This window comes from Streptomyces sp. SCUT-3, assembly GCF_014083985.1.
GTDB classification, from domain to species: Bacteria; Actinomycetota; Actinomycetes; order Streptomycetales; family Streptomycetaceae; genus Streptomyces_H; species Streptomyces_H thermolineatus.
This window is the reverse complement of sequence record NZ_CP046907.1, coordinates 2232891-2252432: the sequence shown is the minus strand read 5'-3', so window position 1 is coordinate 2252432 and position 19542 is coordinate 2232891. Positions and strand designations below refer to the sequence as shown.

The window sequence follows — 19542 nt, the reverse complement described above, 5'->3', positions numbered from 1 at the left end:
ATGAACGCACTGCACGCCAACAGCACCACCGCAGTCCGTCCGGCGCGGGCTCTCGGCGGCGGGCACGGGGGAGAGGTGTCCGGTGCCGTGGGCGGACGGGGGTGCGCCCACGGCACCGGGCGGACTGCGCGCGGCACCGGCACCCGCCGGGGGACGGGTGCCGCCGCCGGCGTCGTCCGCAACCGCCCGTCGTACATGAGCGCCGTCACGGAACTGCCGGGCAACGGGGGAGCGCCCGGGGGGAGGAACGGGGGGAGCGCGTACGGGGAGACCGGCCCCGCCGGGGGGAGGGGCCGCACGGACGGCCGGGCGGAGGCGGACTTCACCGCCTACGTCCGCGAGCGCCGGGCCTCCCTGTACGCGACCGCCTACCACCTCACCGGCGACCGCCACGAGGCCGAGGACCTGCTGCAGAGCGCGCTGTTCTCGACCTACCGGGCGTGGGACCGGATCGCGGACAAGGCGGCCCTCGGCGGCTACCTGCGCCGCACCATGACCAACCTGCACATCTCCGCCTGGCGCCGGCGCAAGCTCAACGAGTACCCGACGGAGGAGCTGCCGGAGACGCCGGGCGACTGCGACGCCATGCGCGGCACCGAGCTGCGGGCCGTGCTGTGGAAGGCACTGGCCGGACTCCCGGAGACCCAGCGCACCATGCTGGTGCTCCGCTACTACGAGGGCCGCACCGACCCGGAGATCGCCGACATACTCGGCATCAGTGTCGGCACGGTCAAGAGCAGCATCTGGCGCTCCCTGCGCCGGCTGCGGGACGACGAGACGCTCGGCCACAGCGGCGCCGAGGCGTTCGGCGAACTGGTCGCCTGACCGGCGGGACCGGGCCGGTTCGGGGGAACGGCCCGGTCCCGGAGGACAGGTCCCACGGGGGGGACGGGGGAACGGGGAGAGACGGGGGACACGGGGGAACGGGGAAAAGGGGCGCGGGGCGCGGCCGGACGATCGGGGGATCCGTCCGGCCGCACCCCGCGCCCCGCCCGTCGTCGGCCGGTCACCTGCCGGTGACGCACCCGTCGGCCGGGCACCTGCCGGGCACCTGCCGGGCACTCACCCGACGGGCGGTCACCCGTCGGTCGCGCCGACGGCCAGGGGGGCGGGCGCCACGGAGCCCCTCGCGCCCACCGCCGTCCAGGCGGACGTTCCCGCGTCCGCCGCTCCCACGTCCGCCGCCGCCGCGCCTCCGGCCGCGGTGCCGATCCGGGCCAGCGCCAGGCGGCGGTCGCAGACCGTGGCGCCCAGCTCCACCTGCCGCCGCACGACCCGCTCCTCGGCCCGCAGCAGGGCCCAGCCGCGGCGCAGCAGGAAGAGCACCGGCTTGCGGCCCTCGCGCAGGTCGCGCACCAGCCGGCGCCGGAAGGTGGTGAACGGCTTCCCGCGCAGGCACAGGGTGTCCGCCGGCACGCCCGCCTCCCGGCACCGCCCGGCGATCTCGGCCGCGAAGATCCCCTCGGCGACGAACACCGGGGCACCGTCCAGTACCACCTCGGCCTCCCCGGTCCGGGAGCTCGTCGCGATGTCGTACACGGGGACGCGGGTGCGGCCGGTCGAGGCCAGCTCGGCCACGGCCGCCGCGGCGGCCTCGGCGTCCCAGGACATGGGCGAGTCCCAGTCCACTTCGCCGCCGGGCAGGCGCGGGAGCGTCGGGTCGCCGGCCTCCTTGTAGAAGTCGTCGAGCCGGAGCACCGGCAGCCCCGTGTGCTCGGCGAGGACGGACTTGCCCGAGCCCGAGGGGCCCGTCAGCAGGACGACGTGCGCAAGCAGGTGCGGATGAGGCGGGTTCACGGGACACCAGTGTGAGGCATCGCCACTCGTACGGGGGACGGGGGGCGGAATGCCTCGACCGGGGCCGCGGGCGCCGGTACGTTTCGGAGTCGCTCCGCCACCGCTCCGTCACCGAGCCGTCACGGAGCGGAACGCAAGGAAGTACCACCGACGATTGCCGAAGGCAGATCCCATGGCCGCACACGCCCGCCGCCGCACCCCCGTCCGCTCCGTCCTGCCCCGCACCCTGCTGGGCGCCGCGGTGACGGCGTCCTCCGCCGGGGCGCTGCTCCTGACCGCCGCGGGAGCGGCGAGCGCCGCGGGGCCCGTCGACGCAGTCGACGCCGGTGCCTCCGTCTCGGCCGCGCAGGAGGCCGCGGACGAGGCGGTCGGACAGTCCGTCCCGAAGTCCGCCACCCACTCCTCCCCGCAGGTCGCGGCGGCCGACGGCTCCACCCTGGTGGCCCCGCAGACCGGCGACACGGTCGGGGGGCTCCAGGAGGACCTCGCGGCGGCCGGCTCACTGCCCGTCAACCCGCTGCACCACGGCGGCTTCAACCCGCTGGACAACTCCGTCGGCACCCGGGTCGCGGACCTCCGCCCGGTCTCCACGGCCGACCTCACCGGCCCGATCGCCCACGGCGCCTCCCTGAACGACCTGGCCTCTGACGCCGTCGGCACGGCGGGCGGCGCCGCGGGCGGCCTCCTCCCCGGCTGACGCCCCGCACCCCGCACCCCCGCCCTGCCGCCCCCGCGCCGGCCGCCGGACCCCTCCCCGGCGGCCGGCGCCGCCGTGCGCACGCGGGCCCGCGGAAGGCTTATGTGCTCAGGCGGCGTTGCCGTGGGGGGTGAGGTTGATGGTCAGGTCGGCGTCGAGGGCGCGGGCCAGACGTCGCAGGAGGGGGATGGTGGGAACGGTGCCGCCGCCTTCGATGCGGGAGATCTGGGGTTGCTTCATGCCGCATCGCTCGGCGAGCTCGGTTTGGGACAGACCGAGAGCGGTGCGCCGGTCGTAGACCATCTGGCCCAGGTCGTGGGCCAGTTCCGCCTCTTCGTAGAGGCGGTCGTACTCGGGGTTGTCCTCGGCTGCTTCGCCCAGGAGCCTGCGGTGGCGGCGGGTCTTCCACTCGGAGTGGTTCATCGCAGTTCCTCCTTGAGGTTCCGGCTGTAGACGGCGTGTTCGGCGGCCGGTTCGTGGCGGGCCTCGCAGACGGCCTGGGCTGCGCGGGCGCGTTCCACCTCCGCCGTCTCGCGCATCCTGGTCTTGCGGAACACCGTCAGGAGCACGATGCGGCGGCCGGGGGCGATCCAGTAGGTGACGCGCTGGGCATTGCCGTCGAGGTCGAAGCGCAGTTCACGGAGCTTGCCGCCGAGATGGCGGGTGTAGGGCTCGCCGAGCGTGGTGGCGTTCTCGGCGAGCCGGTCGACCTTCTGCTCGGCGACGACGTAGTGACGGGCGGGGATGTTCTCCAGCCAGAGGGACACCTCTGGCTCGACCTCGATCGTGTACCGCCCGCCATCCATAACTTCGATGGTATATGGCGCAGGCGTTATGGGCCAGTGGTGGACGGCGTTGTCCTCCTCGGTGCGGTGCACGGTGACCCGCGGGTGAGCGGTCTCGTCCCGGTCGCGCGCGTCCAGCAGGGCGAGCAGGGCGGCGCGGTCGCGGGCCGTCGCCGTCGCGGGCGTCGCGGACGGTCCTGCCGTCCGCGGCGGGCTACAGCACCGGCAGGGTGCCTGCAACGCCCGCGAGAGGGCGGCCGGGCGCGGCGGAGCCCCCGGCACGGTGCGATGCCGGGGGCTCCGGGCGGTCCTGCGACGGGGCCGGCGGGGGAGGCGCCGGCGGCCTCAGGCGCCTGTCGGGTGCCAGACGGTCTTGGTCTCCAGGAAGGCCAGCATCCGCTCCGTGCCGGGGGGCTCGGCCCAGTCGACGGCCTTCGGGCGCAGCACCCGCTTGAGGTTGTCCGCCGCGGCCACCTGGAGCTCCTTCGCCCGCTCCGGGTCGCCGGCGACGCCGGCCAGGTCGATGGCGTTGACGTCCGCGTGGGCGGCGAGCGCCGGGGCGACGTCGGCGACCTTCCCGGACAGGATGTTGACCACGCCGCCGGGCAGGTCGGAGGTGGCCAGCACCTCGCCCAGGGACAGCGCGGGCAGCGGGGAGCGCTCGGAAGCCAGGACCACGGCCGTGTTGCCGGTGACGACCACCGGGGCGAGCACCGACACCAGGCCCAGGAACGAGGACTCCTGCGGGGCCAGCACGGCCACCACGCCGGTCGGCTCGGGCACCGACAGGTTGAAGAACGGGCCCGCCACAGGGTTGGCGCCGCCCGCGACCTGCGCGACCTTGTCCGACCAGCCCGCGTACCACACCCAGCGGTCCACGGCCTCGGCCACCTGCGCCGCCGCGGCCTTCCGCGACAGCCCCTCGGCGTCGGCCACCTCGGCGGCGAACTGGTCGCGCCGCCCCTCCAGCATCTCGGCGATCCGGTACAGGATCTGGCCGCGGTTGTAGGCGGTCGCCCCGGACCAGCCGCCGAACGCCTTGCGGGCCGCCGTCACCGCGTCGCGGGCGTCCTTGCGGGAGCCCTGCGGGGCGTTGGCCAGCCACCGGCCCTTGCCGTCGGTCACCTCGTACACCCGCCCGCTCTCGGACCGGGGGAACTTCCCCCCGACGAACAGCTTGTAGGTCTTGAACACACTCAGACGGTCGGTGCTCGGACGGTCAGACATCGAGGTACGCCTCCAGGCCGTGGCGCCCGCCCTCGCGGCCGAAGCCGGACTCCTTGTACCCGCCGAACGGCGAGGTCGGGTCGAACTTGTTGAACGTGTTGGCCCACACCACGCCGGCGCGCAGGCGGTCCGCCATCCACAGGATGCGCGAGCCCTTCTCGGTCCAGACGCCGGCCGACAGCCCGTAGGGGGTGTTGTTGGCCTTGGCGACGGCCTCGTCCGGGGTGCGGAAGGTCAGCACCGAAAGCACCGGGCCGAAGACCTCCTCGCGGGCGATCCGGTGGGCCTGGGTGACGCCGGTGAACAGGGTGGGCGCGAACCAGTAGCCGCGCTCGGGCAGTTCGCAGGCCGGCGCCCAGCGCTGCGCGCCCTCGGCCTCCCCGGCGTCGGCCAGGGAGCGGATGCGCTCCAGCTGTTCGGCGGAGTTGACCGCGCCGATGTCGGTGTTCTTGTCCAGCGGGTCGCCGACGCGCAGCAGCTCCATGCGCCGCCGCAGCGCGTCCAGCACCTCGTCGTGCACCGACTCCTGCACCAGCAGCCGGCTGCCGGCGCAGCACACGTGGCCCTGGTTGAAGAAGATGCCGTTGACGATGCCCTCGACCGCCTGGTCGACCGGCGCGTCGTCGAAGACGATGTTGGCGCCCTTGCCGCCCAGCTCCAGGGTGAGCTTCTTGTCCGTGCCGGCCACGGAGCGGGCGATGGAACGCCCGACCCCGGTGGATCCGGTGAAGGCGACCTTGGCCACGCCCGGGTGCGCCACCAGCTCCGCGCCGGTCTCCCCGGCCCCGGTGACGATGTTGACGACGCCGCGCGGCAGCCCCGCTTGGCGGCAGACGTCGGCGAAGAACAGGGCGGACAGCGGGGTGGTCTCGGCCGGCTTGAGGACGACGGTGTTGCCCGCGGCCAGCGCCGGGGCGACCTTCCACGCCAGCATCAGCAGCGGGAAGTTCCACGGGATCACCTGCCCGGCGACGCCCAGGGGCCTGGGGTCCGGGCCGAAGCCGGCGTGCTCGAGCTTGTCGGCCCAGCCGGCGTAGTAGAAGAAGTGCGCGGCGACCTGCGGCAGGTCCACGTCGCGGGTCTCGCGGATCGGCTTGCCGTTGTCCAGGGTCTCCAGGACGGCCAGTTCGCGGGAGCGCTCCTGGAGGATCCGGGCGATCCGGAACAGGTACTTGGCGCGCTCGCGGCCCGGCAGCGCGCTCCACTTCTCGAACGCCCTGCCCGCTGCCCGCACCGCGCGGTCGACGTCCTCGGCGCCGCCCAGGGCGACCTCGGACAGGACCTCCTCGGTGGAGGGGGAGACGGTGGTGAAGGTCCTGCCCCCGGCGGCCTCGGTGAACTCGCCGTCGACGAACAGCCCGTAGGAGGGGGCGATGTCCACCGCCGAGCGGGACTCGGGGGCGGGTGCGTACTCGAAAACCATCTCAGTCCACCGTCACGTAGTCGGGACCGGAGTACCGGCCGCTGCTCAGCTTCTGACGCTGCATCAGCAGGTCGTTCAGCAGGCTGGAGGCGCCGAACCGGAACCAGTCCGGGTGCAGCCAGTCCTCGCCCAGGGTCTCGTTGACCATCACCAGGTACTTCAGGGCGTCCTTGGTGGTGCGGATGCCGCCGGCCGGCTTCACGCCGACCTGCACGCCGACGGCGTCGCGGAAGTCCCGCACGGCCTGGAGCATCAGCAGGGTGACCGGCGGGGTGGCGTTGACCGCGACCTTGCCCGTGGAGGTCTTGATGAAGTCGGCCCCGGCCAGCATGGCCAGCCAGGACGCGCGGCGCACGTTGTCGTAGGTCGACAGCTCGCCGGTCTCGAGGATCACCTTCAGGTGGGCGGCGGTGCCGTCGGCCCGGCGGCAGGCGTCCTTGACGGCGCGCACCAGCTCGAAGACCTCCAGGTACCGGCCGGAGAGGAAGGCGCCGCGGTCGATCACCATGTCGACCTCGTCGGCCCCCGCCGCGACCGCCTCGGCGGTGTCGGCGAGCTTGACCGGCAGGCCGGCCCGTCCGGAGGGGAAGGCGGTGGCGACGGAGGCCACGTGGATGCCGGAGCCGCCCAGCGCCTCCTTGGCGGTGGCCACCATGTCCGGGTAGACGCAGATCGCGGCCACCTTCGGGGTGGTGCGGTCGGTCGGGTCGGGGAGGACGCCCTTGGCGCACAGCGCCCGGACCTTGCCCGGGGTGTCCGCGCCTTCCAGGGTCGTCAGGTCGATCATGGAGATCGCCAGGTCGATGGCGTGCGCCTTGGCCGTGGTCTTGATCGAGCGGGTGCCGAGCATCGCGGCACGGCCCTCGAGGCCGACGGCGTCGACGCCGGGCAGCCCGTGGAGGAAGCGGCGCAGCGCGGCGTCCGAGGCGGTGACGTCCGCCGTCGACGCCAGGCGCTCCGCGGCCTCCGGGCTGTGTGCGGGAACAGTGGGCATGGTCACCCGAAGAGCATATCTACACGCGTAGCAAAGCGTCATTCCCCCCTGGGCGGGGTTCTCCGGCGCGGACGGGCCGAAACGTCACCGGACGGTCGCGGAGTGCCGTCGACGGGCACCCGGGCCGGAGCCCGGGGCGGTGCCCGGGGGTCGTCGTGCACAATCTGTCGCATGACGACCCCCGAGGACTCCGGACCGCACCACGCCGACAGGACCTACCGATCGACGGCCGGCCTGGTCGCCGGCGTCCTGATGCTCGCCCTGGGCCTGTGGGTGGTGACGGACGCGGTCGTCAACGGTGAGGGGCGGGTGCGGTGGATCGCCCTGGCCGGTCTGGCGCTGGCGGCGCCCCTCGTGACCGCCTTCACCCTGCGGCCCGCCGTCGTCGCCGGCGCCGACCGGCTGGTGGTGCGCAACCCGTTCCGGACGGTCGTGCTGCCGTGGGCCGCCGTGGAGGGCCTGCGCTCCGGCTACTCCCACGAGATCTTCGCGGACGGGCGCAAGTACCAGCTGTGGGCCCTGCCCGTCTCGCTGCGCCAGCGCAAGAGGGCCGCGCGCGCCGAGGCCCGGGCGGCGGCGGAGGGGACCCGTCCCGCGCGCAACGAGCCCCGGACGGCGGCCGGCGGCCCCTCCGGCGGCCGGGGCCCGCAGTCGGCGGCACCGGCGCGCGCCTGGTCCGACCAGGCGGTCGACGACCTGCGGGAGCTGGTGGAGCGCAACGCCCGGCGGCCGGAGGCGCAGGGGAAGCCGCAGGTGCGCTGGGCCTGGGAGATCGTCGTCCCGGCGGTCGCGGGAGCGGTGGCCCTGGCCGTCCTGTGGGCGGCCGGCTGAGCCGGAGCGACCGGACCGGGCCGTCCGGAGCGGCGACGGGAGGGACGCGGGCGGGTTCCCGCAACCGCGCGGCCTCCCGTACCGTTCCCCCGGCCCGTTCCCCCGGCCCGTTCCCCCGGGTGTGTGACCCGCCCCCTTCCGGAGCCCGGTCGCCGACGGCGCACGATCACGCTCTCCCGGAGGAAGAGGAGGAGGCCCTGCCGTCCCTGCCCTCAAGGAACGGTCAGGCGGAGGGCAAGGACCGGCCGGCGACGTGCTCCAGCCGCCCGGCGAAGACCTCCCGGGCGTCCGGGGCGATCGTGGCCAGGGCGACCATGCCGGTGAGGATGACGTCGCACAGCTCGTTCTGCACGTCCTCCCAGGTGTGGCTGGCGCCCTTGCGCGGGTTGGAGCCGAAGGCGCCGTGCACGGCCTCGGCGACCTCCCCGGCCTCCTCGGTGATCTTCAGTACCCGCAGCAGCCGTGCCACCTCCGGGGAGACGGGGCTCTCGGCGTCCAGCCACTCCACCAGGCGGTCGACGGTGTCCCAGGCCTCGTCGTGCATGTGCGCTGCTCCGTGCGGTGGGCGGTGCGTGGTCGGACGGGGACGCTACCGTGCCGGGCCGGCAGCGCGGAGGCGATCCGGACAGCCGCCCCCGAAGGGGTGATGCGTTGAGCGGCAGAGTCGACCGAGGCGGCAAAGCGTAGAAAATCTGTCCGTTCTGCCCGTTTTTCTCTACGGTTTGCCGCCACGGCTTGCCTGCCCCGCCGGGCCGCAGCCGCGGCCGTCAGATGCCGGCTGCGGCGGCGAGGTCGCGCTTGAGGGCGGCGAGCACCTCGCCGGCCCGGCGGCGGGCGTCGTCCAGGGCGTCCGCCGAGGCCACCGGCACGACGGCCTCCAGGTAGCACTTGAGCTTCGGCTCGGTGCCGCTGGGGCGCACCACGACCCTGGCCGCCTCCACGCCCGACGCCGGGCCGCCCGAGAGCCGGTACCGCAGGCCGTCGGTGGGCGGCAGGTCCGCGGTGCCCGCGCTCAGGTCCTCGGCGGAGGAGACGGGCAGTCCGGCCAGCTCCGTCGGCGGGTGCTCGCGCAGCCGGGCCATGGCGCCGGCGATCACCGACAGGTCCTCCACCCGCACCGACAGCTGGTCGGTGGCGTGCAGGCCGTGCTCCACGGCGATCCGGTCCAGCAGGTCGGTCAGGGTGCGGCCGTCCGCCCTGAGGGCGGCGGCCAGCTCGGCGACGACGAGCGCGGCGCTGATGCCGTCCTTGTCGCGCACCCCTTCCGGGTCGACGCAGTACCCCAGGGCCTCCTCGTAGCCGTACCGCAGGCCCTCGGCGCGGGAGATCCACTTGAACCCGGTCAGCGTCTCGGCGTAGCCCAGGCCCGCGGCCCGCGCGATCCGCGACAGCAGCGAGGAGGAGACGATCGTCGTGGCGAGGGTGCCCGAGGCCCCGCCGGCCACCAGGTGGGCGGCGATCAGGGCGCCGACCTCGTCGCCCCGCAGCATCCGCCAGCCGCCCCCGGCGCGCGCGTCCGGCACGGCGACCGCGCAGCGGTCCGCGTCGGGGTCGTTGGCGATCACGATGTCCGGGCCGGCGGCGCGGGCGTGCGCGAACGCCAGGTCCATCGCCCCCGGTTCCTCCGGGTTGGGGAAGGCGACGGTGGGGAAGTCCGGGTCGGGGTCGGCCTGCTCGGCGACGACGGCGGGCGCGGGGAAGCCGGCCCGGGCGAACGCCCGCTCCAGCACCTCCCGGCCCACGCCGTGCAGCGGCGTGTAGACCACGGACAGCTCGCGGGGGGAGCCGTCCGCGACCACGCCGGTCACGCGCTCCAGGTAGGCGTCGACGATGCCGTCGTCGAGGACCTGCCAGCCGGAGGCGGGGCGCGGGACCTCCGCCAGGGGGCCGACCGCGGCGATGCGCTCCGCGATGCCGGAGTCGGCCGGCGGCACGATCTGCGCGCCGTCGCCCAGGTAGACCTTGTAGCCGTTGTCCCGCGGCGGGTTGTGGCTGGCGGTGACCATCACCCCGGCGGCCGCGCCCAGGTGCCGGACGGCGAACGCCAGGACGGGGGTGGGCAGCGGCCGGGGCAGCAGCGCGGCCCGCAGGCCCGCCCCGGTCACCACGGCCGCGGTGTCGCGGGCGAACTCCTCCGACATGTGGCGGGCGTCGTACCCGACGACGACCAGCCCGTCGCCTTGGCCCTGCGCGCGCAGCCAGCCGGCCAGGCCGGCGGCCGCCCGGACCACCACGGCGCGGTTCATCCGGTTCGGTCCGGCGCCGAGCTCGCCGCGCAGGCCCGCGGTGCCGAACTGCAGGGTGCCCGAGAAGCGGTCCGCCAGGTCGGCCCGGGCCGGCCCGTCACCGGCGGCGACGGCGTCGAGCAGCCCCCGCAGCTCCTCGCGGGTCTGCGGGTCCGGGTCCTCGATGAGCCAGTCCTGCGCCCGCTGTACCAGGTCGTTTCCCACGTGCGACTCCTGATGGGTGTGTTTCCGTGTCGTCGGCCGGCCACCGCGCCCGCCGTCGTGCCGGCCGGCCGTCCCCGCCCGCCGTTCCCGCCTGCCGCCGGGCTCAGATCCGGCCGAGCACCCGGGCGAGCAGGGCGCCCATCCGGGTCGCGGAGTCGCGGCCGGCCTGGAGCACCTCCTCGTGGTTGAGCGGCTCGCCGGTCATGCCCGCGGCGAGGTTGGTGACCAGCGACAGGCCCAGCACCTCGGCGCCGGCCTCGCGGGCGGCGATGGCCTCCAGGGTGGTGGACATGCCGACCAGGTCCCCGCCGATGGCCCGGACCATGCCGATCTCGGCCGGGGTCTCGTAGTGCGGCCCGGGGAGCTGGACGTAGACGCCCTCCTCCAGGGAGTCGTCCACCTCCTTGCACAGCTTCCGCAGCCGCGGCGAGTACAGGTCGGTCAGGTCGACGAAGTTGGCGCCGACGATGGGGGAGGTCGCCGTGAGGTTGATGTGGTCGCTGATCAGGACCGGCTGGCCGGGGCGGAATGACGCGCGTAGCCCGCCGCAGCCGTTGGTCAGCACGACGGTCCTGCAGCCGGCCGCGACGGCGGTGCGCACGCCGTGGACCACGGAGCCGACGCCGTGGCCCTCGTACAGGTGGGTGCGGCCGAGGAAGACCAGGGCTCGCCGGTCCCCGATCCGCACCGAGCGGACCTTCCCCGCGTGGCCGGCGACGGCCGGCGGGGCGAACCCGGGCAGTTCGGTGACCGGGAACTCGGCGTCGGGCTCGCCCAGCGCGTCGGCGGCGGGAACCCATCCGGAGCCCATGACGAGCGCGACGTCGTGCGACTCGGCGCCGGTCAGGGCACGGAGAGTGGCGGCGGCGGTGTCCGCTGCGGCGTAGGGGTCGGAGCCCAGCTCCGAGGGGGAAGCGTTCATCACGCCCATGAGGGTATCCGGTCTTTGCCTACGCGCGTAGAAGAGGTGGCGGAACAGGTCCTGCCTCTTCCCGGCGCCGTGGCGGGCGGTCGGCGGCGGGCGGGTCAGCAGGGGCGCTTGCGCAGTTCCATCACGTAGTCGTGCGGGGCGCCGGCGGACTCCGCTGCGTCGGCGATCTCGCCCAGGTAGCGGGCCGACGGCAGGCCGCCCTCGTAGTCGTTGAGCACGTACGCCCAGGCCGCTGCGTCGCCCTCCAGGGTGTGCACCCGCACCAGGGCCCGCCGGTAGATGCCCAGCGGGACGCCCTCCCAGCGGTCCATGGCCTCCTCGTCCATGTCCGCGATGTCGTACAGGCAGACGAAGACCTGGTGGAGGGGGTCCTCGACGATGGTGGCCAGCGCCCCCTCCCAGCCCATGTGCTCACCGCCGAAGGTGAGCCGCCAGCCGTTGAGCCAGCCCGTGCTGCGCAGCGGTGAGTGGGGTGCGCGGCGCGCCATCAGCCGCGCGTCGAGGGTGCCGGCGTACGCGGCGAAGAGCGACATGGTCAGAAGGGTACGGGAGGAAGTCCAACGGCGGATCAATCGTTTCGCACTCGTTCGGCCGAGGCGGTCGGGGGGCGGTCCGGTGATCGCTTGGCGCGTGCGGGACAATGGGGTACGTGACTCGGATCGTGATCATCGGTGGCGGACCTGGCGGGTACGAGGCGGCTCTGGTGGCCGCGCAGCTCGGGGGGGAGGTGACCGTCGTCGACCGCGACGGGCTGGGCGGGGCCTCGGTGCTCACCGACTGCGTCCCCTCCAAGACCCTGATCGCCACGGCGGAGGTGATGACCACCTTCGGCTCCTCCTACGAGGAGCTGGGCATCATCGTCGCCGACGACACCCCGCCCCTGGAACGGCCCGCCCGCGTGGTCGGGGTGGACCTGGGCAAGGTCAACCGCCGGGTCAAGCGGCTCGCCCTCGCCCAGTCGCACGACATCGCCGCCTCCGTCACCCGCGCCGGCGCCCGCGTCGTGCGCGGCAGGGGCCGCCTGGAGCCGAACCAGGCCCCCGACGGCTCCCGCACGGTGGTCGTCGAGGCCGTCGACGGCTCCTCCGAGACGCTGACCGCCGACGCCGTGCTGATCGCCACCGGCGCGCACCCGCGCGAGATCCCCGACGCCCTCCCCGACGGCGAGCGGATCCTGAACTGGACCCAGGTCTACGACCTCGAGGAGCTCCCCGAGGAGCTGATCGTGGTCGGCTCCGGCGTCACCGGCGCCGAGTTCGCCGGCGCCTACCAGGCCCTGGGCTCGAAGGTCACCCTGGTCTCCAGCCGCGACCGCGTGCTCCCCGGCGAGGACCCGGACGCCGCGACTGTCCTGGAGGACGTCTTCCGCCGCCGCGGGATGAACGTCGTGGCCCGCTCCCGGGCCCAGTCGGCCAAGCGGGTCGGCGACGGCGTCGAGGTCGCCCTGGCCGACGGCCGGGTGCTGCGCGGCAGCCACTGCCTGATGGCGGTCGGCGCCGTCCCGAACACCCGCGGGATCGGCCTGGAGGAGGCCGGGGTGAAGCTGCGGGACTCCGGCCACGTCCTGACCGACCGGGTCTCGCGCACCACCGCCCCGGGCGTCTACGCGGCCGGCGACTGCACCGGCGTCTTCGCCCTCGCCTCGGTCGCCGCCATGCAGGGCCGTATCGCCATGTACCACTTCCTCGGCGACGCGGTCGCCCCGCTGAACCTCAAGACGGTCTCCTCCAACGTCTTCACCGACCCGGAGATCGCCACCGTCGGCTACACCCAGGCGGACGTGGACTCCGGCCGCATCGACGCGCGGGTCGTCAAGCTGCCGCTGCTGCGCAACCCGCGGGCCAAGATGCAGGGCATCCGCGACGGCTTCGTGAAGCTGTTCTGCCGCCCGGGGACGGGCATCGTGGTCGGCGGCGTGGTGGTTTCCCCCCGCGCCAGCGAGCTGATCCACCCCATCTCCCTCGCGGTGGACAACAACCTGACGGTGGACCAGGTCGCCAACACCTTCACGGTCTACCCGTCGCTGTCCGGCTCGCTCGCCGAGGTGGCCCGCCAGCTGCACACCCGCAAGATGCAGGGGCAGGGCTGACCTCGTCCCTGGGCCGGTCCCGTCCCATAGCATTCCGGGCGGACCGACACGAACAACTTCCGTTATTAGGTGCAAACTGCTGAAACAAGTCGGTCGGTGGCGTTACTGTCGGTGCTGTGTTCGCAGCAGAACGTCGCCAGCTGATCCTCGAAATGGTGCGTGCGAACGGAGCGGTGTCGCTCCGTGAGCTGGCCCGAGTCGTCCAGACCTCAGAAGTGACCGTACGGCGCGACGTGCGGGCGCTGGAGGCCGAAGGCCTGCTGGACCGCCGGCACGGCGGCGCGGTCCTCCCGGGCGGTTTCACCAGGGAGTCCGGCTTCCCCCAGAAGTCGCACCTGGCGACCGCCGAGAAGACCGCGATCGCCGACGCCGCGGCGGCCATGGTGCAGGAGGGCGAGGCGGTCGTCCTCGGCGCCGGCACCACCACGCAGGAGCTGGCCCGCCGGCTGGCCCGGGTCCCCGGGCTGACGGTGGTGACCAACTCCCTGCTCGTCGCCCAGGCGCTGGCGCACGCGAACCGGGTCGAGGTCGTGATGACCGGCGGCACCCTGCGCGGCTCGGACTACGCGCTGGTCGGCAGCGGCGCGGAGCAGTCGCTGCAGGGCCTGCGGGTCTCCAGGGCGTTCCTGTCCGGCAGCGGGCTGACCGCGGAGCGGGGGCTGTCCACGTCCAACATGCTCTCGGCGAGCGTGGACCGCGCGCTGGTGCAGTCGGCGGGGGAGGTGGTCGTCCTGGCGGACCACAGCAAGCTGGGCACGGACACCATGTTCCAGACCGTGCCCACGGACATGATCACCCACCTGGTGACCGACGAGCCGCCCGCGGCGGACGAACGGACCCTGCCCGAGCTGCAGGCGCTCGCCGACCGGGGCGTGCAGGTCAGCGTCGTCCCCACGCAGGCGTCGGAGGCGGACCAGCGCCGGCGCGACGTGCCGATGCCGGGACAGCGCCGCACCCGCGGCGCGACGGGGCGCGGCCCCGCGCTGCCCGACGGCGGCCGGGCCGCGGGCCTGGGCCCCCGGGGCCGCTGAGCGGGCCCGACAGGGCACCCGCGGCAGCACAACGGCAGCGGGCGGGGCCCCGCCGGACCGTCCGGCGCGAACGCCGGGCGGCCGACCGGGCCCCGCCCGCTGCGGCGGTGCGTGCCTCAGTCCTTGATCTCGCAGATCGCGGCGCCGGAGGTGACCGAGCCGCCGACCTCGGCGGTCAGGCCCTTGACGGTGCCGGAGCGGTGCGCGTTGATCGGCTGCTCCATCTTCATGGCCTCCAGGACGACGACCAGGTCGCCCTCCTTGACCTCCTGGCCCTCCTCGACGGCGACCTTGACGATGGTGCCCTGCATCGGGGAGGCGAGGGTGTCGCCGGAGGCGGCGGCGCCGGCCTTCTTCCCGGCCCTCCGCTTGGGGGCCTTCTTGCCGGCGCCCGCGCCGGCCGCCGCGGTGACGCCCAGCGAGGCGGGGAGGGAGACCTCCAGGCGCTTGCCGCCGACCTCGACGACGACGCTGGTGCGCTCCTCGGCCTCGGCCTCCTCGCCGCCGGGGGCGGTGAAGGGGGCGATCTCGTTGGCGAACTCGGTCTCGATCCACCGGGTGTGGACGGTGAACGGCTCCTCGGAGCCGGTCGTCTCGGGGGCGAAGGCCGGGTCGGTCACCACGGCGCGGTGGAAGGGGATGGCGGTGGCCATGCCCTCGACCTCGAACTCGGCCAGCGCGCGGGCGGCGCGCTGCAGGGCCTGCTGCCGGGTGGCGCCGGTGACGATCAGCTTGGCCAGCAGGGAGTCCCAGGCCGGGCCGATGACCGAGCCGGTCTCCACGCCCGCGTCCAGGCGCACGCCCGGGCCGGCCGGCGGGGCGAACTTCGTCACGGTGCCGGGGGCGGGCAGGAAGTTGCGGCCCGGGTCCTCGCCGTTGATGCGGAACTCGAAGGAGTGGCCGCGCAGCACCGGGTCGTCGTAGCCGAGGGCCTCGCCGTCGGCGATGCGGAACATCTCGCGGACCAGGTCGATGCCGGTGACCTCCTCGGTCACCGGGTGCTCGACCTGCAGGCGGGTGTTGACCTCCAGGAAGGAGATCGTGCCGTCCTGGCCGACCAGGAACTCGCAGGTGCCGGCGCCGACGTAGCCGGCCTCCTTGAGGATGGCCTTCGACGCCCGGTACAGCTCGGCGTTCTGCTCGGCGGTCAGGAACGGCGCGGGGGCCTCCTCGACGAGCTTCTGGTGGCGGCGCTGCAGCGAGCAGTCGCGGGTGGAGACGACGACCACGTTGCCGTGGGTGTCGGCCAGGCACTGGGTCTCCACGTGCCGGGGACGGTCCAGGTAGCGCTCGACGAAGCACTCGCCGCGGCCGAAGGCGGCGACCGCCTCGCGCACGGCGGAGTCGTACAGCTCGGGGACCTCCTCCAGCGTGCGGGCGACCTTCAGGCCGCGGCCGCCGCCGCCGAAGGCGGCCTTGATGGCGATCGGCAGGCCGTGCTCCTTCGCGAAGGCGACGACCTCGTCCGCGCCGGAGACCGGGTCGGGGGTGCCGGCGACCAGCGGGGCGCCGGCGCGCTGCGCGATGTGGCGGGCGGCGACCTTGTCGCCCAGGTCGCGGATGGCCTGCGGCGGCGGGCCGATCCAGGTCAGCCCGGCGTCCATGACCGCCTGCGCGAACTCGGCGTTCTCGGACAGGAATCCGTAGCCGGGGTGGACGGCGTCCGCACCGGAGTCGGCCGCGGCCTTGAGGACCTTGGCCATGTCCAGGTAGCTGGTGGCCGGGGTGTCGCCGCCCAGGGCGAAGGCCTCGTCGGCCGCGCGGACGTGCAGGGCGTCCCGGTCCGGTTCGGCGTAGACGGCTACGCTCGCGATACCGGCGTCACGGCAGGCACGGGCGACACGGACTGCGATCTCTCCGCGGTTGGCGATGAGCACCTTGCGCACGATGGCTCCCTTCTTGAACCAAGGCGATTTTAGGTACAGCCGACACCTCGTGCCGAGGTGCCCCCCGTGGTGAGCTTGCCCACACGGAGGGTGGGGCGGAGCCCTCGAACGCGCTTGGAGTCCTTGGAAAATCCCAAGGTACGCCGCGTTTCGCCCGGTGGTGGGACGCTCCGGGTGTGGGCTGGATCTCGGTGGGAGGTGGAGGTGCGGCAGAGGGATTTTTTGTGGGCTTCCTACGAAGGGCACCGGGAAACTTTGCCGGGAGCTGCGACGGGAGCTGCGGCGGGGGTGCGACGGGAGCTGCGGAGGGGCGCGGATGCGGTGCACGCCCCTTGTCCCCCCGGTTACCCGTTAGTAGCCTTCGTGCTGACCGGATACCGGCGGTAACTACGGCTCGACGGCAGAGGTGGCAGCGGGATGCGCAGGACGGTGCTCGCGGTGACGGCGGCTCTGCTCGTCGCGGAGGCGGCCGGGTTCGCCCTGGTCAACTACGTGATGGGGGTCATGGTCGACTACCAGCAGATGTCGCTGGCCGGCATGGACCCCGCGGCCGCCTCGAAGGGTGCGTGGGCCGGCGCGGTGCTGACCGCGCTGTACTTCCTCTCCTGCGCCCTGGTGCTGGTGGTCGCGGCGGTGCGCGACCGCGCCCCCGGGCGCTTCGGCCGCGTCCTGCTGATCTCCGCGGCCGTGGTGACCGCCGTGGTGGGCGCGGCCGGGGCCGCGCTGGTCGGCTGGGCGGCCTTCGGTGTGATGATGCTCCTGCTGTGCGCGCAGGTGCTCAGTCTGGTGGTCCTGGGCGAGCGGGGCGACGCCGAGCGGGGCGACGGCGAGCGGGACGACAGTGGGCGGGGCGGCGGCGACGGGTCGCCCGACGGGGCCGTGCCCGGCACCGGTCCGCTCAGTCCGAACCTGGAAGCGCCGCAGGGTTCTGCCTGATCAGGTCCAGCAGTCCGGGGAAGCGGGCGTCGAGGTCGGCGCGCCGCAGGTGCGCCATGCGGCTGTTCCCGCGGTCGACCTGCCGGATCAGCCCGGCCTGGCGCAGGATCCTGAAGTGGTGCGTGCGGGTCGACTTCGACACCGGCAGGCCGAAGGAGCTGCAGTGCCGCTCCTTGTCCTCCGCGTCCTTCACCAGCGCCGAGACGACCTGGTAGCGCAGCGGGTCGGCGAGCGCGTTCATCACGCACCGCAGGTCCATCTCCTCGCGTGAGGGGTGGCCTTCTTCGTCGGGCACCGTCCGACTCCTTCCGGCTCGGGCGTCGCGCGGGGCGCGCGCCCCAGGGGTTCTGCTTGCATCGTACCTTCGCCGCGTGCCACGATGAGGTTCGATCCTTGCCGTACCTAGCCCGTCGCGGGACGGGCCGAGCGCCGGAGAGACCTCCATGACCACGCACACCGATGCCCCCGCGGCACAGGACGCCGCCGAAGGCGTCCCGGACACCGGGCCCGTCCCCCGGCGGGCCCTCACCCTGGCCGCCGTCCTGCTCGCCGTCTTCGTCGTCCCCACCTCGATCTCCGGGACGGCCGTCGCGCTGCCCGACATCGGCAGCGACACCCACGCCGGCCTCGTCCCCCTCCAGTGGGTCGTCAACGCCTTCAACGTCGCCTTCGCCTGCTCAACGCTGGTGTGGGGCTCGGTCGCCGACATCATCGGCCGCCTCCGCGCCTTCGCCCTGGGCGCCGCGGTCTACACCGTCGCCTCCCTGGCCGGCGCCCTCGCGGGGAACGTGGTGCTGCTGGACGTCGCCCGCGCCCTCGCCGGAGTCGGCGGAGCCGCGATCTTCGCCTGCGGCAGCGCCATCCTCGCCACCGTCTTCGCCGGGCCCGAGCGCACCCGCGCCTTCGCCCTCTTCGGCACCGTCGCCGGCGTCGGGGTCGCGGTCGGCCCCAGCCTCTCCGGCCTGTTCGTCGAGAACCTCGGCTGGCGCTGGGTGTTCGGCCTCCACGCCCTGGCCCTGGGCCTGGTGCCGGCCGCACTGCCCGCCGTCGCCAAGGGCTTCCCGCGCGTCCGCCGCGAGGGCGCCCGCCTCGACGTGCCCGGCAGCGTCGTCTTCGTCGTCGCGACGATGCTGCTGACCACCGCCATCGTCCAGGGTTCGCAGTGGGGCTGGGCCTCCCCGGGAGTGCTCGGGCTCTTCGCGGGTTCCGCCGCCGCCCTCGCCGTCTTCGTCCTGGTGGAGAAGCGCACCGAGTACCCCCTGCTCGACCTGGGCCTGCTGGGCGACCGCCGCTTCCTCGCCCTGTGCATGGTCCCCGTCGCGGCCTCCTTCGGCTTCGTGACGATGCTGACCTACCTGCCCAGCTACCTCACCGCCGTCGCCGGGTTCGGCAGCAGCGCGGCCGGCGCCACCATGGTGCTCCTGACCCTCCCTGTGCTGGTCTGCCCGATGCTCGCCGCCGAGCTCGTCGGCCGCGGCGTCGCACCGCTCACCCTCATCCGCGTCAGCCTCGTCTGCCTCGTCGCCGGCGACGTCGGCCTCACCCTCTTCGGCCCGGACCCCGTCGTCGCCGTGGTGGCCCTGCCCATGCTCGTCACCGGAGCCGGCATGGGCCTGTCCGCCGGACTCGTCGACGGCCAGGCCCTCGAACTCGTCGACGACGCCAGGGCCGGCATGGCGGCCGGCTTCCTCAACACCCTGCGCCTGGGCAGCGAGGCCGTCGCCGTCGCCGTCTACGGCGCACTGCTGGCCACCGCGGTCACCGGCAGGGTCCGGGACGGCATCGGGGACTTCGCCGGAGCGGACCGCACGCCCGCCGTCGCCGGCGACCTGGCCGCCGGCGACCTGTCCGGCGCGGTGGAGGCGGCCGGGGCGGCCGACCGGGCCGGCCTCACCGAATTCCTCGTCACCGCCTACGACGGAGCGTTCCACACCGTCCTGTGGACCCTGGCCGGCGTCTGCCTGCTGCTCGGCCTGCTCGTCGTGGCCCTGCTGCGCGGCCGCCCCGCCCGGCAGCCCTCCGCCTGACGCCCCGACACCCCGACGGCCCGACGCCTCGACAGTCCGACGCCCGACACCCCGACGGCCCGACGCCTCGACAGTCCGACGCCCGCCACCCCGACAGCCCGCCGCGCCGTCCCCGGTTCCGCACTCCCCGGTTCCGGTCCCGGTGACCCCGGCCGACCACGAGGAGCCCGTGTGCCCGCCCCCGTCCAGCACTTCGCCGTCGCCGTCGCCGTCGCCGTCGACGGCGGTGGCCCCGTGGGGATGCTGCCCGCATGCGAACTCGGCCTGCACGGCGCGTACGGACCGTCGTCGTGGAGCGCAGTCCGTCCACGGCCGAACTGCGGGTGCCGGGGGTTGGCGGGCCGGTTCTGGCGCCGCAGGGCCGAGAAGCGCCGGTCGATCACCTCGTCCACGACGGGGCGCAGCCGTTCGACGCCGGGGTGGCCGTGTGACCGCTGT

Annotated in this window: 20 protein-coding genes; 8 read left to right on the top strand and 12 right to left on the bottom strand. The window is 74.3% G+C overall.

Features of this window, described 5'->3' with window-relative positions; genetic code table 11:
* The gene (locus GQS52_RS09845; protein ID WP_182313031.1) at positions 1-825 is read left to right on the top strand and encodes a SigE family RNA polymerase sigma factor; all 825 of its coding nucleotides are present in this window, start codon (positions 1-3) and stop codon (positions 823-825) included.
* A gap of 252 nt (positions 826-1077) precedes the next feature.
* On the opposite strand, the gene GQS52_RS09840 is transcribed toward GQS52_RS09845, so the two are convergent.
* The gene (locus GQS52_RS09840) at positions 1078-1797 is read right to left on the bottom strand and encodes a hypothetical protein (protein ID WP_259370680.1); all 720 of its coding nucleotides are present in this window, start codon (positions 1795-1797) and stop codon (positions 1078-1080) included.
* A gap of 172 nt (positions 1798-1969) precedes the next feature.
* On the opposite strand from GQS52_RS09840, the gene GQS52_RS09835 reads away from it, so the two are divergent.
* Positions 1970-2494, top strand: coding sequence for a hypothetical protein (locus tag GQS52_RS09835; RefSeq protein ID WP_182313030.1), 525 nt, complete (start codon positions 1970-1972; stop codon positions 2492-2494).
* A gap of 108 nt (positions 2495-2602) precedes the next feature.
* Here the strand turns inward: GQS52_RS09835 and GQS52_RS09830 are convergent, their stop codons facing one another.
* The 5 genes from GQS52_RS09830 to deoC all read right to left on the bottom strand — a co-directional run bounded on the left by GQS52_RS09830 (position 2603) and on the right by deoC (position 6923).
* Positions 2603-2917, bottom strand: a complete 315-nt coding sequence (locus tag GQS52_RS09830) for a helix-turn-helix transcriptional regulator (protein WP_182313029.1) — start codon at positions 2915-2917, stop codon at positions 2603-2605.
* Entirely contained in the window at positions 2914-3300 is a 387-nt protein-coding gene (locus GQS52_RS09825; RefSeq protein ID WP_182313028.1) for a type II toxin-antitoxin system RelE/ParE family toxin, read from the bottom strand. Before GQS52_RS09825 ends, GQS52_RS09830 begins: the two co-directional genes overlap by 4 nt.
* 324 nt (positions 3301-3624) lie before the next feature.
* On the bottom strand, positions 3625-4506 hold the full coding sequence (locus GQS52_RS09820; RefSeq protein WP_182313027.1) for an aldehyde dehydrogenase family protein: 882 nt from the start codon (positions 4504-4506) through the stop codon (positions 3625-3627).
* Positions 4499-5929 (bottom strand): aldehyde dehydrogenase family protein, encoded by a 1431-nt coding sequence (locus tag GQS52_RS09815; RefSeq protein WP_182313026.1) that lies wholly within the window; start codon positions 5927-5929, stop codon positions 4499-4501. Before GQS52_RS09815 ends, GQS52_RS09820 begins: the two co-directional genes overlap by 8 nt.
* A gap of 1 nt (position 5930) precedes the next feature.
* Positions 5931-6923 (bottom strand): deoxyribose-phosphate aldolase, encoded by a 993-nt coding sequence (gene deoC / locus GQS52_RS09810; RefSeq protein WP_182316342.1) that lies wholly within the window; start codon positions 6921-6923, stop codon positions 5931-5933.
* Positions 6924-7094: 171 nt separating this feature from the next.
* On the opposite strand from deoC, the gene GQS52_RS09805 reads away from it, so the two are divergent.
* Positions 7095-7754, top strand: coding sequence for a PH domain-containing protein (locus GQS52_RS09805; RefSeq protein ID WP_182313025.1), 660 nt, complete (start codon positions 7095-7097; stop codon positions 7752-7754).
* Positions 7755-7977: 223 nt separating this feature from the next.
* On the opposite strand, the gene GQS52_RS09800 is transcribed toward GQS52_RS09805, so the two are convergent.
* From GQS52_RS09800 to GQS52_RS09785, 4 genes are all read right to left on the bottom strand, one after another.
* Entirely contained in the window at positions 7978-8298 is a 321-nt protein-coding gene (locus GQS52_RS09800) for a MazG-like family protein (RefSeq protein WP_182313024.1), read from the bottom strand.
* Positions 8299-8521: 223 nt separating this feature from the next.
* Entirely contained in the window at positions 8522-10204 is a 1683-nt protein-coding gene (locus GQS52_RS09795; protein ID WP_182313023.1) for a phospho-sugar mutase, read from the bottom strand.
* Between the two features lie 103 nt (positions 10205-10307).
* Positions 10308-11126 carry a purine-nucleoside phosphorylase gene (locus GQS52_RS09790; protein WP_182316341.1) on the bottom strand — a complete coding sequence of 273 codons (819 nt, stop codon included), beginning with the start codon at positions 11124-11126 and terminating at the stop codon, positions 10308-10310.
* Between the two features lie 104 nt (positions 11127-11230).
* Complete coding sequence (locus GQS52_RS09785; RefSeq protein WP_182313022.1) at positions 11231-11668, bottom strand: gamma-glutamylcyclotransferase; 438 nt, start codon at positions 11666-11668, stop codon at positions 11231-11233.
* A gap of 107 nt (positions 11669-11775) precedes the next feature.
* On the opposite strand from GQS52_RS09785, the gene GQS52_RS09780 reads away from it, so the two are divergent.
* Together GQS52_RS09780 and GQS52_RS09775 are read left to right on the top strand one after the other, a co-directional pair.
* Positions 11776-13224, top strand: coding sequence for an NAD(P)H-quinone dehydrogenase (locus tag GQS52_RS09780; RefSeq protein ID WP_182313021.1), 1449 nt, complete (start codon positions 11776-11778; stop codon positions 13222-13224).
* Positions 13225-13340: 116 nt separating this feature from the next.
* Complete coding sequence (locus GQS52_RS09775) at positions 13341-14255, top strand: DeoR/GlpR family DNA-binding transcription regulator (protein WP_182313020.1); 915 nt, start codon at positions 13341-13343, stop codon at positions 14253-14255.
* Positions 14256-14371: 116 nt separating this feature from the next.
* On the opposite strand, the gene GQS52_RS09770 is transcribed toward GQS52_RS09775, so the two are convergent.
* On the bottom strand, positions 14372-16141 hold the full coding sequence (locus GQS52_RS09770) for a biotin carboxylase N-terminal domain-containing protein (RefSeq protein WP_182313019.1): 1770 nt from the start codon (positions 16139-16141) through the stop codon (positions 14372-14374).
* Between the two features lie 417 nt (positions 16142-16558).
* Here GQS52_RS09770 and GQS52_RS09765 point away from each other — a divergent pair, with 417 nt between their 5' ends.
* A complete protein-coding gene (locus GQS52_RS09765; protein ID WP_182313018.1) occupies positions 16559-17077 on the top strand; it encodes a hypothetical protein in 519 nt (172 codons plus the stop codon).
* Here GQS52_RS09765 and GQS52_RS09760 read toward each other — a convergent pair.
* A complete protein-coding gene (locus tag GQS52_RS09760; RefSeq protein ID WP_182313017.1) occupies positions 17040-17372 on the bottom strand; it encodes a helix-turn-helix domain-containing protein in 333 nt (110 codons plus the stop codon). The two genes, GQS52_RS09765 and GQS52_RS09760, sit on opposite strands and share 38 nt — an antisense overlap.
* A gap of 148 nt (positions 17373-17520) precedes the next feature.
* On the opposite strand from GQS52_RS09760, the gene GQS52_RS09755 reads away from it, so the two are divergent.
* Together GQS52_RS09755 and GQS52_RS09750 are read left to right on the top strand one after the other, a co-directional pair.
* On the top strand, positions 17521-19104 hold the full coding sequence (locus GQS52_RS09755) for an MFS transporter (protein WP_182313016.1): 1584 nt from the start codon (positions 17521-17523) through the stop codon (positions 19102-19104).
* 251 nt (positions 19105-19355) lie between these two features.
* The gene (locus GQS52_RS09750; protein WP_182313015.1) at positions 19356-19535 is read left to right on the top strand and encodes a hypothetical protein; all 180 of its coding nucleotides are present in this window, start codon (positions 19356-19358) and stop codon (positions 19533-19535) included.
* Positions 19536-19542: the final 7 nt, after the last annotated feature.